This is a genomic window from Parasalinivibrio latis, assembly GCF_036825535.1.
Taxonomy (GTDB): domain Bacteria; phylum Pseudomonadota; class Gammaproteobacteria; order Enterobacterales; family Vibrionaceae; genus Parasalinivibrio; species Parasalinivibrio latis.
This window is the reverse complement of sequence record NZ_CP098812.1, coordinates 1,562,231-1,575,123: the sequence shown is the minus strand read 5'-3', so window position 1 is coordinate 1,575,123 and position 12,893 is coordinate 1,562,231. Positions and strand designations below refer to the sequence as shown.

11 protein-coding genes are annotated in these 12,893 nt (G+C 48.0%); 9 read left to right on the top strand and 2 right to left on the bottom strand.

The features are described 5' to 3' along the window. Nucleotides 1–37 precede the first annotated feature (37 nt). Entirely contained in the window at nucleotides 38–781 is a 744-nt protein-coding gene (locus NF212_RS07530; RefSeq protein ID WP_434360263.1) for a glycerophosphoryl diester phosphodiesterase, read from the bottom strand. 299 nt (nucleotides 782–1,080) lie between these two features. Here NF212_RS07530 and NF212_RS07525 point away from each other — a divergent pair, with 299 nt between their 5' ends. Further along, on the top strand, nucleotides 1,081–2,274 hold the full coding sequence (locus tag NF212_RS07525; RefSeq protein WP_434360261.1) for an amino acid aminotransferase: 1,194 nt from the start codon (nucleotides 1,081–1,083) through the stop codon (nucleotides 2,272–2,274). 76 nt (nucleotides 2,275–2,350) lie between these two features. Here the strand turns inward: NF212_RS07525 and folE are convergent, their stop codons facing one another. Continuing rightward, nucleotides 2,351–3,001, bottom strand: coding sequence for a GTP cyclohydrolase I FolE (folE, locus tag NF212_RS07520; RefSeq protein ID WP_434360259.1), 651 nt, complete (start codon nucleotides 2,999–3,001; stop codon nucleotides 2,351–2,353). Nucleotides 3,002–3,286: 285 nt separating this feature from the next. Here folE and moeA point away from each other — a divergent pair, with 285 nt between their 5' ends. From moeA to NF212_RS07480, 8 genes are all read left to right on the top strand, one after another. Beyond that, nucleotides 3,287–4,522, top strand: coding sequence for a molybdopterin molybdotransferase MoeA (gene moeA, locus NF212_RS07515; RefSeq protein ID WP_434360257.1), 1,236 nt, complete (start codon nucleotides 3,287–3,289; stop codon nucleotides 4,520–4,522). Nucleotides 4,523–4,534: 12 nt separating this feature from the next. Beyond that, nucleotides 4,535–5,284 carry a molybdopterin-synthase adenylyltransferase MoeB gene (gene moeB / locus NF212_RS07510; protein ID WP_434360255.1) on the top strand — a complete coding sequence of 250 codons (750 nt, stop codon included), beginning with the start codon at nucleotides 4,535–4,537 and terminating at the stop codon, nucleotides 5,282–5,284. Nucleotides 5,285–5,519: 235 nt separating this feature from the next. Continuing rightward, the gene (locus NF212_RS07505; RefSeq protein ID WP_434360252.1) at nucleotides 5,520–7,250 is read left to right on the top strand and encodes a putative bifunctional diguanylate cyclase/phosphodiesterase; all 1,731 of its coding nucleotides are present in this window, start codon (nucleotides 5,520–5,522) and stop codon (nucleotides 7,248–7,250) included. A 146-nt stretch (nucleotides 7,251–7,396) separates the two neighbouring features. Further along, nucleotides 7,397–8,218 carry a phosphate ABC transporter substrate-binding protein gene (locus NF212_RS07500; protein ID WP_434360250.1) on the top strand — a complete coding sequence of 274 codons (822 nt, stop codon included), beginning with the start codon at nucleotides 7,397–7,399 and terminating at the stop codon, nucleotides 8,216–8,218. A gap of 100 nt (nucleotides 8,219–8,318) precedes the next feature. After that, on the top strand, nucleotides 8,319–9,230 hold the full coding sequence (pstC, locus tag NF212_RS07495; RefSeq protein ID WP_434360248.1) for a phosphate ABC transporter permease subunit PstC: 912 nt from the start codon (nucleotides 8,319–8,321) through the stop codon (nucleotides 9,228–9,230). Between the two features lie 56 nt (nucleotides 9,231–9,286). Next, a complete protein-coding gene (gene pstA / locus NF212_RS07490) occupies nucleotides 9,287–10,099 on the top strand; it encodes a phosphate ABC transporter permease PstA (protein ID WP_434360851.1) in 813 nt (270 codons plus the stop codon). A gap of 16 nt (nucleotides 10,100–10,115) precedes the next feature. Beyond that, nucleotides 10,116–10,871: a phosphate ABC transporter ATP-binding protein PstB gene (pstB, locus tag NF212_RS07485; protein ID WP_434360246.1), complete on the top strand. Its 756-nt coding sequence runs from the start codon at nucleotides 10,116–10,118 to the stop codon at nucleotides 10,869–10,871. Between the two features lie 228 nt (nucleotides 10,872–11,099). Then, complete coding sequence (locus NF212_RS07480) at nucleotides 11,100–12,740, top strand: mechanosensitive ion channel domain-containing protein (RefSeq protein ID WP_434360244.1); 1,641 nt, start codon at nucleotides 11,100–11,102, stop codon at nucleotides 12,738–12,740. Nucleotides 12,741–12,893 lie beyond the last annotated feature (153 nt).

The window sequence follows — 12,893 nt, the reverse complement described above, 5'->3', positions numbered from 1 at the left end:
AGGCTTTTTACCTGTTGCGTTGTACCGTTGTTTTTTGCTACCAGGTCTGTTTGTATTTTGACGGAAACCGGTGGGCAATGTCTGTAAACACACCATCAACTCCCCAGTTAAACAGCTGATTGGCACGTGCCAGATCATTCACGGTATAGACGTTTACCTTATACCCTGCCTGCTTAAACCTCTTCACCGTTTCTTTGGTCAGCCCATCGTTGCACGGATGGATACAGTCAGCACCACATCCCTCAAGAACAGACTCAGCGTCATCCCACAAATTGCAGGCCTCAAACAGGCAGGCGACCGTCGTTTGTGGGCGACGGCGTTTGAACTCTGCAAGTGCAAGATGGTTGAAACTGGAGACGATCAGTTCACACTCTGGGTTTAGATCTTCGAGACCGCTTATTACCCCTTCAATAAGACACAGCGTATTCTGCCAGCCAGATGTACAGGATTTAATTTCCACATTCACATTCAATTTATGACGGTTAACCAGATCAATAAACTGTGCAAAGGTTGGAATAGGCTCTCCGATAAAATCATCGTGGAACCAACTGCCTGCATCGATCCCTTTCAAATCGGCCTTGGACAAGTCATAAAGGCTTCCGCTCTGGTCAGTGCATCGATCCAGCGTATCGTCGTGGGAAATAACGACTGTCCCGTCAGCCAGAACATCAACATCACATTCAACCCACTGTATGCCGTTTTCCTTGCAACGGCTGAAAGCTGCAAGCGTGTTCTCGGGGGCAAGAGAGGACATCCCACGGTGTGCAAATAGTGTTTTCATACAAGAGTCACTGAATAATTTCACGGGCGCAGTCCGCCCTCTGGCAATATGCTCTATTTAAACAGCTTAGTGGTTATCATCAAAACGAAATACCTTTTGTAACCTGAAACATTTACGTGCAGTTCATTTGACATGGCTCCACGATTTCCACCTTCCAAGAAAATCCGACCACTCAGCGGTGTCTTCATGAATACAAGATGCTTTTTTTGTGAACTAAAATGTGGTTTTATTGAAGCGATGAATTTAGCCCAGTAAATTTGCTTTCACACCACCGTAGCAACGAAACATGGATGAGTATAATGTTTGAGAAAATCACCGCCGCACCCGCCGACCCTATTCTTGGACTGACAGAAGAATTTAAAGCCGATACACGCGCAGATAAAATCAATCTGGGTGTAGGTATTTACAAAGATGAAGCCGGTAACACACCTGTTCTGGCTACGGTAAAGAAAGCTGAAAAACGCCTCCTCGACACCGAAACCACTAAGTCGTACCTCGCCATTGCCGGTACCCCAGAATATGGAATAGCAGTACAGGAACTGCTGTTCGGTAAAGGTGCTGATATTATTACAGACAAACGTGCCCAGACAGCACAGGCTCCAGGTGGCACAGGTGCCCTTCGTCTTGCAGCAGAATTTATCAAGCGTCAGTTGGGTGACGTCACCGTGTGGATCAGCAACCCGACCTGGGCGAACCACCAAGGCGTTTTTAAAGCCGCCGGCCTGGATTTCAAGCTTTATTCATACTATGACGCTGAATCCAAAAACATGGATTTCGATGCCATGCTGACTGACCTCGAGCAAGCTGCTCCGGGTGATGTTGTTCTGCTCCACGGTTGCTGCCACAACCCGACCGGTATTGACCCGGATGCGGCGCAGTGGGAAACACTGGCTAAGTTGTGCGCTGAGAAAAACCTGTTACCGATGTTCGACTTTGCATACCAAGGCTTTGCCAAGGGTGTAGAAGAAGATGCAGCGGGTCTGCGTACATTTGCCAAGTACAACAAGGAATTGCTGGTTGCCAGTTCATTCTCCAAAAACTTTGGTCTGTATAACGAGCGTGTAGGTGCGTTTACCCTTGTTGCACCTGACTCTCAGGTCGCGGCAACAGCGTTCAGCCAGGTTAAATCTATCGCACGGGTTATTTACTCCAACCCTCCTGCTCACGGATCAGCTGTCGTTACAGAGATCCTGAACGATGCAGCGCTTCGTAACGAATGGGAAGCGGAAGTTGCAGAAATGCGGGATCGTATCCAGCAGATGCGCGAGTTATTTGTTGTCACGCTGAAAGAAAAAGGTGTTGAAGGTGATTTCAGCTTCATTGAACGCCAAAACGGAATGTTTTCTTTCTCCGGTCTTAACAAAGATCAGGTTCAGCAATTGAAAGATGAGTTTGGTGTTTACATTGTGGGCTCAGGCCGTATCAGTGTTGCCGGAATGACACGTTCCAATATGGAACCTCTGTGCGATGCAATCGCAGCCATTCTCAAGTAATTTTCCCGACCAAATAACAAAGGAGGCTATCAGCCTCCTTTTTCAATATATGTAACCCGTTGCGATCGCTTTTCAATCAAATTCCGTGGAGAAATTCTGCGCGAGTCGCTGCATTTGACTTGAAAACACCGCCCAGTGACGTCGTTGTCGTTTCACTTGTGGCGTCCATTACACCCCGTGATTTCACGCAATAGTGCACTGCTTCAATACGTACCGCCACATCTTTGGTACCCAGCAGGGTCTGCAACGCAATCATAACCTGCTTCGTCAGGCGTTCCTGCACCTGTGGCCTTTGAGCAAAAAAGCGCACTATGCGGTTTATTTTAGACAGTCCAATGACTTTATCTTTAGGGATATAAGCAACTGTTGCACTGCCATCAATTGTCACAAGATGGTGTTCACATGTGCTGGTGAGCGAGATGTTTTTCACTCTTACCATTTCATCACAGCGCATTTTGTTGTCTATGTCTGTGATTTTTGGGAAATTTGAGTAGTCCAGGCCAGCAAAAATCTCGTCTACATACATCTTGGCGATACGCTCAGGCGTTTCGGCAAGACTGTCGTCAGTTAAATCAAGGTCGATGAGAGACAGGATCTCGCGAACGTGGTATTCAATTTTCTCTTTTTTCTCTTCACGACTCAGGGTCGATGGCTTCATCGGCGTTTCGAGCCCTCGCTCAGCGAGAGCATCACGTACCTGGATTGCGGCTTCGCTCAGTGTTGTCATTCGATCTTCCTCGGTGGTCAGCCCTTTTCTACAGCTATCGGGTTCTTTCTCTTGTACATTTACTGCACAAACTTGATTTATAAGGCGTTACCCCGCTCTACGGGGTGCAATGCCACAAGGATCATTTTTTTGTAATAACCTTTTGGTGAAGGATAGCGTCTCTTCTGAAAAAATACACCTCACACTTAAAGCGGCTATTAGAGTGTCGAGCCTTTTTTTGCGATAATGTGTACCTATTCGCTTGCTTAAGCACCAATTTGTGCTTGATACAAACAGGTATAAAAAATGAGTTGTTGCGACGCACCGGGTCTGATGCCGGTTGATACAGCACTGGAACGTATTCTTTCAGCTATTGCTCCGCTTACACTACTGGAGACGGTCCCTTTGATGGATGCAGTAGGGCGCGTGACAGCGGAAGATATCCGTTCTCCCCTCAATATTCCACCTTTCGATAACTCAGCAATGGATGGCTACGCGGTTCGACTGGCTGACATAGACGCATTTGAATCACTTTCTGTCGCGGGTAAATCTTTTGCCGGTGTACCTTTTCATGGTGAGTGGCCAGCGGGAAGTTGTATCCGGATTATGACGGGTGCCCCCATTCCAGCAGGTACAGATGCAGTTATCATGCAGGAAAACGCCGAAGTGGAAGGTGATAAAGTTCGTTTCACTTCGACGCCGTCAATGCATGACAACATTCGTCCCGCAGGCGAAGACGTGTTGAAAGATGCTGTGGTTATTTCCTCAGGCACTCGACTCACCCCACGGGATGTCCCCCTTCTGGCTTCTCTGGGCGTTGCGAACATTAGCGTATATAAGCGACCTAAAGTTGCCTTTTTCTCTACCGGAGATGAATTGCGTCCGGTTGGCGAAACATTGCAAGAAGGCCAAATTTACGATTCAAACCGCTACACTATCGCTGCAATGCTTAAAAACTACGGCTGTGAACCTGTTGATCTGGGCATAATCCCGGATGTTCCAGAAAAACTGACCGAGACTTTCCGCCACGCCTCCAGCATCGCTGATGTTATCGTGACATCAGGTGGTGTCAGTGTTGGTGAGGCTGACTACACCAAAGACATTCTTGAGCAGGAAGGTGAAATCGGCTTCTGGAAACTCGCAATTAAACCGGGTAAGCCTTTTGCATTCGGTCATGTCGGAGAGGCGATTTTCTGCGGACTTCCAGGTAACCCGGTATCCGTATTGGTGACACTTCACGTCCTGGTACAGCCAATGCTTGCCAAGCTTTCTGGCGAAGTAAACTGGAAACCAGCCCCTACGCTTAAAGCAAAGGCAACCAGTATCTTCAAAAAACGTCCAGGTCGCCGCGACTACCAACGCGCCCGGTATGCAGTAAGTGAGAATGGCGAGTTGACCGTCGGCAGCACAGGAAACCAAAGCTCGGGCGCTTTCAGTTCCCTGAGCATCGGCAACTGTTTTGCTGTGTTGGCGCAGGATCAAGGCCGCGTTGAAATTGGCGATATTGTCGATATCGAACCTTTCCACCCTACTCTGTATTGATGAGAGGCTGTATTGGATATTCTCAGTCACGAGGAAGAGCTGCGATATAACCGCCAGATCATCCTAAGGCAGTTTGACTACGAGGGCCAGGAGGCCCTCAAATCCGCCAGGGTCTTAATTCTCGGGGCAGGCGGACTTGGTTGTGCATCCTCGCAATATTTGGTGGCTGCCGGTGTTGGCGAAGTGACGCTTATTGATTTTGATACCGTCGAATTGTCCAACCTGCAGCGCCAGGTCCTTCATAACGATACCCGTATCGGAATGAAAAAAGTCGACTCTGCCAAAGCAACGCTGCAATCGTTAAATCCCCATGCGGTTGTCAATACTGTGGACAGACGTCTGGATGACGACGACTTGGATACGTTGGTCTCAACCCATTCGTTGGTGATGGACTGCTCTGACAACGTAGATACCCGCAACCAGTTAAACCGACTCTGTTTACAGCACAAGGTCCCACTTGTCAGCGGTGCTGCCATTCGGTTTGAAGGACAAGTTTCAGTGTTTACCTGGGAAGATGGTGAGCCCTGTTACGGTTGCCTGAGCCAGTTATTCGGAGCCCAGGCACTGAGCTGCGTCGAAGCCGGGATAATGTCACCTGTGGTGGGTATTATCGGTGCTACACAGGCATTGGAAGCCATTAAGGTTATCTCCGGGATGGGTAACAGCCTGAAAGGAAAAGTGATGATATTCGACGGTCTCGAAAGCCGTTGGATGACTATGCAGCTTCCCAAATTACCTGGGTGTAATGAGTGTGCTGGCTGAGCCAGCACTTCCCTGCTTTATCCTTTTTTTCCTTCAAGTCGGCTCGCGCCCATTCTTCCCACCCCATAAACAAATCTATCCCGCACGTTTCCACCCAGACCCTACTTTAGTCTGACTAGAACATTCCTGAGAACTCAACTAAGTTTATTAACAAAGCATTCAAAATTAAAACAATTAGCCCGTGCCTGAATCAGGTGCTTGTTTTGAGTTTATTCACTTCATGCAGGTAGAAAGGATGTTGAAGTTTACTTCCGTAGCCTTGTTGTTAATTGGGGTCATATGTATCGCCATATCACTTAGAAAAGCGATGCTCTTAGCCAAACATGACAATTCCATATCATCCAAGATACTGATGGTATTGCTTTACTTCTTTATTGTTGCTTACCTCACCCTTATCTACCTTAATCTTCACGATACACCACTACCCTATATTGAAATATTTACCTCAGCCATCATGGTTTTAGGCGGCCTGTTTGTCCTGATTGTCATCAATATCACATCTGACAGCATTGACCGCATTATCAAATCCCAAATGGCATTTATGCAAAAAGACAGTTACGACGACCTGACACAAATACCCAACCGTAAGTTTTTTTATAGACAGGCAGTTGATTTCCTGAACCGCTCCCTGAACGAATCACTGGATGGTTTTACATTAGTCGTGATGGATCTGGACCATTTCAAAGGTGTTAACGGGGTTCTTGGTCACCATATCGGCGACCTTTTGCTGAAAAACGTAGCAAACCGTCTAAACATGCTTGAAATAGAAGGTAGCTTTCTCGCCAGAATCGGTGGAGACGAATTTGCGCTGCTCCTTCCTTATACAGATCGAAAGAAAATCGGTGATGCGATAGATCTCATTCACAAAGCCATGGATCCGCCATACAGGATAGAAGGGCACACACTAAACGTGAGCTTAAGTCCCGGTGTTGCGATGTACTCAGAGCACGGCATGAACATTGATGATCTTTTAATGCACGCAGACTCTGCGATGTATACAGCGAAGCAAAAACAAACTCCCTACTCTGTTTATGACTCCCGGACTTCTGCAACAACTTATCACCAGCTTGAACTTCAGGTTATGCTGCAAAATGCGCTGCAGACGATGCCGTTTAAACTGTATTACCAGCCAATCCTCGATTTAAACAATCAGGAGGAATTCTGCCTTGAAGCATTGATAAGATGGCCAAACGAAGGTGGAAAGTTTATTCCCCCTGAACTATTTATACCGCTAGCGGAAAAAACAGATGCGATCCGGAAAATATCTCGGTGGGTGCTCGAAAATGCAATCCGGGATTTAGCTGACTGGGTTAATTTACCGTTTTGCCCAAATATGAATATCAACCTTTCAGCCAGGGACTTGGATGACCACACTCTGCCAGATTACATCAATGACTTGCTCGCAAAATATAACGTGCCACCGTCAAAATTAACGCTTGAACTGACTGAAACAACCATGATGTCTAATCCTGAGCGGGCCCGCCCCCTTGTAAACCGGCTTCGTCAGATAGGGATCGCTATTGCAATTGATGATTTTGGTACCGGATTCTCTTCCCTTTCCATCCTGAGTGAATTTCCTATCAGCGAAATAAAAATCGACCGCAGTTTTATCTATGAACTGGAAAAGAGCCCCAATCACCAAACTATCGTGCGCTCAACTGTATTCCTCGCTCATGGCCTGGGGTGCAAGGTTGTTGCCGAAGGTGTGGAATCAGAAGAGATTGCGCAAATATTACAAGAATTTGATTGTGACAAAATTCAGGGCTATCACTTATGCAATCCCCTCGACAAGGAAGACCTGAATACCTGGATGAATGATTTTACCCGCCACTCACTGGTAAATATCTCAGATAAGCTTCAGGAAAAAAAGACAAAGCATTTCAATAATATAAGCCCACTCCCCATTTTAACCACTTCCAAAAGCCCCACTCAGGGCATTATCAAGGAGCCCAAAAAGAACCATTAAAAACCCATGACACATTGATGTCAGTTATATGTCATTCGTCATTTTTACTTAAGATAAGTGAAATATAAACGTCATATTCCCTACCTAAAGTGTCTCGCATACAAGACATGCAAATACAGTCATAACCACTTGGGATCATTAGGAATATGAAAGGTAAACTGATTGGCTTACTCGCACTGGCTGGCACCATGGCAGCCACGTCTGTTTCAGCGAACGAAACCATCTCTGTTTCAGGCTCAACGTCTGTTACAGAAGTCATGGAAGTTCTGGCAGAAACCTACCACTCTCTCCACAAAAACACATTCATTGAAGTACAGGGCACTGGCTCCTCGGCAGGTATCAAAGCAGCCAAAAATGGCACCAGCATGTTTGGTATGGCTTCCCGAGAGTTAAAAACCTCCGAAAAAGAAGATGCCTTGAAAGAGACTGTTATCGCACGGGACGGCATCGCCATTGTTGTTAACTCAGGCAATACCATCAACGACCTCACCAAAGAAGAAATCGCAGCAATTTACCGCGGTGATATCACCAACTGGGCAGATGTTGGCGGAGAGTCAAAACCCATTGTGGTCGTCACCCGCGACACGGCTTCAGGCACACGAGGTGCATTTGAAGACATCATGAACCTCAAACGTAAAGTAAATGGCATTTCAGTCTCCTCCATCTCTCAACGCGCACAGGTGGCCAACGGTAATGGTGTGGTCAAGACAATCGTCGCAAATAACCCATTTGCCATTGGCTTCATTTCTCTTGGCTCGGTGGATAAATCCCTGAAAGCGGTCAAGGTTGACGGTCATGCACCGAGTGTGGCTGCTGTACAGGCCGGCACCTACAACGTGGCCCGTCCATTCCTCATCCTGCACAAAGACAACAAAATGACCGATACAGGGCGTGCATTCCTCAACTGGGCTACTTCTGAAGAAGGCCAGAAAATTGTTTCCCAGCAAGGCTACATCGCAATTAACTAATGTCGCTCCACCGGCCCGGAAATACCTTCCGGGTCAAATATCCAAGTTCGAATCACCTGACCCGGAATACCGATAGGCTCGAACATTGGGGGAAATCACTATGAATACCGCAACACAGACCCTGACTATTAACCCATCCAGCCCGCTCAAACAAAAGAGAAACCGTGACTGGCGTGAGGTATTGTTCAAATCCCTGTTTTTAGGCGCTGCCATTCTTGGCGTGTTGTCGTTGGCTGTTATTGCCTACTTCATTTTCCAGGAAAGCATTCCTGCTTTCGCTGAAGCCGGGGTTACCGGAATTGTAACTGGATCAGAGTGGCTGCCACCCGCTCTGTATGGCATCGCACCGATGATTGTTGCCTCACTGGCTTCAACACTGGGTGCGGTACTTATTGGAGTACCGGTTGCTATCCTCACCGCAGTTTTTATCGCTGAAGTCGCGCCAAACTGGCTCGCAAATATCATCCGCCCGGCGGTCGAATTGCTGGCAGGCATCCCCTCGGTTGTGTACGGCTTCTTTGGCCTTGTTATCATCGTCCCGCTAATTCAGGACCTGTTTAACGTCCCCGCTGGTAATACCCTGCTGGCCGGTGTCGTGGTACTGGCAATTATGATTCTGCCAACCGTCATTGCGGTATCAGAAACATCACTCCGCGCGGTGCCGAAAACATACAAAGAGGGCTCCCTTGCACTGGGTGCCTCCCACATGTTCACCATCTTCAAGTTGCTGGTGCCCGCAGCGCGCTCCGGCATTATGACCGGCGTCATACTGGGTATCGCCCGCGCGCTGGGTGAAACCATGGCAATCATCATGGTAATGGGTAACGCGCCGGCCATGCCGGAAGGCATCCTGGAGTCCGCGCGAACGCTGACTGCCAACATTGCCCTGGAAATGTCCTACGCATCTGGTGTACATGCCAGCGCCCTCTATGCGACAGGCATTGTGCTGCTGGTCTTCATCATGATGCTTAACGGCACCTTGCTCTACCTCAACCGTGAAAAAGCGAAGTAATTGATATGGCTTATTCAAATACATCAGGAAAACGCAAATTCCAGGATGCCCTTGCCATGGCATTTATCTGGACCGCTGCCGCTCTGACCGTCGGTTTCCTGTTCTGGATTATCTGGTACATATTGAGCAACGGCCTGAAGCACGTGGACTGGTCATTCGTCACCAGCGATTACACCCGGATTGGAGAGGCTTCCGGTATCTGGCCGATGATTGTTTCAACCATCTATATGGTCATTGCCTCGATTGGCGTGGCCGCACCTGTCGGTATCATGACTGCTATCTATCTGACAGAATACGCAAAGCCCGGCAGCAAGCTGGTGAAAGTAATCCGCTTCTGCACCGAATCTCTGGCAGGCATTCCGTCGATAATTTTCGGCCTGTTCGGTATGACATTTTTCGTTACCGTACTCGGCCTGGGCTTCTCGGTCCTTTCAGGCGCACTTACCCTGAGCATCCTGATACTGCCGGTAATCATCCGAACTACCGAAGAAGCGCTGATGGCAGTTCCCCAAACTTACAGGGAAGGGTCCTACGGCCTTGGCGCATCAAAAATCTACACCATCTGGAAACTGATTCTGCCCAGTGCCATGCCGGGAATCGTGACCTCTGTGGTTCTGAGTATCGGCCGAATTATTGGCGAATCTGCACCGGTTTTCCTGACCGCCGGAATGGTCGCCCGAAGCCCCGAAAGTGTGTTGGATTCAGGCCGTACGCTGACAGTACACCTTTATAAACTCACCCAGGAACTCTACACCATCCATGAGTGGAACCAAGCCTATGCAACGGCCACGGTCCTGATTGTCGTGGTACTGATGATCAACATGATCACAAAACTGATTGCCAGCCGTTTTAACAAAGCAACGTACTGATTTCCGGAGCATTCAAATGAACAAGTTTACGATTGAAAACCTGAACCTGCGTTACGGAAACGGCGCAACCCATGCCCTGAAAAACATTAACCTCAACATTCCATCCCAAAAGGTTACTGCATTGATAGGCCCATCCGGTTGTGGTAAATCCACGTTGCTGAGATGCCTGAACCGAATGAATGACCTGATTGAGGGAGTAAACATTGAAGGTCTTGTAGAAATGGACGGTGATGACATCTACGGCAACATTGATGTCGCGTCCCTGCGCATTAAAGTCGGGATGGTATTCCAGAAAGCCAACCCTTTCCCGATGAGTATCTATGAAAACGTCGCTTACGGCCTGCGCGCACAAGGCGTCACTGATAAAAAAGTTTTGGACGAAGTCGTCGAGCGTTCACTTCGTGGCGCTGCATTGTGGGACGAGGTTAAGGATCGCTTAAAAGCACCCGCGTTCGGCTTGTCCGGCGGTCAGCAGCAACGTCTGTGTATCGCCCGGACAATTGCTATGGAGCCAGACGTCATACTGATGGACGAACCAACATCAGCCCTCGATCCTATTGCTACCAAGAAAGTGGAAGATTTGATGGAGAGTCTGAAGCAGAAGTACACCATAGTTATCGTGACTCACTCCATGCAACAGGCGCGAAGAATTTCAGATCGCACGGCGTTCTTCCTGATGGGTGAATTGGTTGAACATGATGATACGCACCGTCTGTTCAGCCATCCGCAGGACGAACGTACCCGAGGATACGTTAACGGGGATTTCGGATAAAAAGCCTGACACAGGATAACATCATTGAAGCCGCTCTTTACTTGATAGCCTGTTTCAACCGCCCCCAACCTTTGGGGGCTTTTCGTATTTCGTACCCTTGGTTTACAAGGGATAAGTGTCATGAATTCCTTAGCAAAATTGACACAATCATGATGTGGCTTTTCCCCTAAACTGCGATACTGTATCCGGTTACTCACAATCAGGTACCAGCATCGGAGTATTCAATAAATGCGCTCACCTTATTGGCTATCACTACTATTTATTCTGGTTTTGCAGGCATCACCATCGTTTGCAGACGAAAAACCCTTCCCAGACACACCAGTGGTCAACCCCATTACCGTGCTGAACAATGAGCTGGTTGAACTCAATAAACGTTTTAAAGAAGCATCCGGCGATGACAAGGAAGCGCTTCAGCTACAACTTTTCCAGAAAAACAGCCAGCTGCGCGAGAAACTTGCTGCTGCAGTCCGGGATGATAAACAGGATAAAGCATTCATTATCAAGCAGGTTCAAATCCAACAGTCTTACAATAAACAGGCCAATGGATTCCTGGACTCGCGTATCAAGCAACTCTCCGACAACCTGAACAACGCCAAGGATGAAGAAAAGTTTGCGTTACTTAAGGAATACCAGGATGCCCAGTCTCACCTGGATGAAATGTTTAAGGAACGTTGGCAAAACCTGTTGTGGTTACAAGCGCTTGGAAAACCGGACGCCAAAGCCGTCCAGACAACCAAAGAGGACATTTCTCACCGCATTGAACTCTTGGCAGCCAGTGTTGAGTATCTCAACCAGCAAATAGAAGCGGACAACTCCCAGCTTAATGTCAGCCCCGAATCTGAAAAAGCCACTATCCAACTCAGCTTGATAGTCCACCAGCGCCGCCTTGCTATCGCAACAGACAGTCTGCGGGATATGGTTGAAGTTGCTGATAAAGCAGGAATAGAAACCGCTGAATACAAGCGCCAGCTATTCCAGGCAACCGGCGATGTAACGCAGGATTTGCTCAATACAAAAGTCATTATATCTATTGTCAGCCACTGGACCGGTCAACTGGTTGACTGGATAGGCGAAAATGCCCCACAGCATATTTTCCAGCTTTTTGTCTTTTTCATTATTCTGCTGGTAGCCCGCTCACTGGCAAATATTGCACGCAAGGTAGTTAAGCGAGCCGTATCGACCAAAAACCTGAAGTTCTCTCAATTAATGCAGGACTTCTTCATCTCGATGTCGGCGAAGGCAGTATGGTTTATCGGTATCCTCATTGCCCTCTCGCAAATCGGCCTGGACCTTACCCCTATCCTTACCGGTTTCGGTATTGCCGGTGTCATCATCGGTTTTGCGCTGCAGGACACATTGTCAAACTTCGCGGCGGGTATGATGTTGCTCATCTACCGCCCATTTGATGTTGGTGATTTTGTACAGGCCGGCGGTGTCGAGGGGAAGGTAAGCCACATGAGCCTGGTGAACACCACTATCCGCACATTCGACAACCAGATTATTATCGTCCCGAACAGCAAGATATGGGGGGACGTCATTAAGAACGTTACTCACGAGCGAGTACGCCGTGTAGACATGGTCTTTGGCATTGGTTATAGCGACGACGTCGAGTTTGCTGAAAAAGTACTGACTGACATCGTGACATCCCATCCGGCGGTATTGCGCACACCTGAGCCAATTATCAAGGTGCACACTCTCAACACGTCTTCGGTCGATTTTGTGGTTCGTCCCTGGGTAAAAACGGATGACTACTGGGATGCATACTGGGACATTACAAAAGAGGTAAAACTTCGATTTGACCGGGAAGGCATATCCATTCCGTTCCCTCAACAGGATGTACACCTTCATATGGTCAAGGAACGCGAATGATACTGAAATGGCCTGCGTGTACAGCAGGCCGTTTTCAACTTACTGAATAAATAGAAAGGTAATCCAGCACAGAGCAAAACATTGCCCGATTACCCAGGGGACAGATTCAGATCATACCTATTGGTTCGGCATCTCTGTATTCGGTCCTACGTT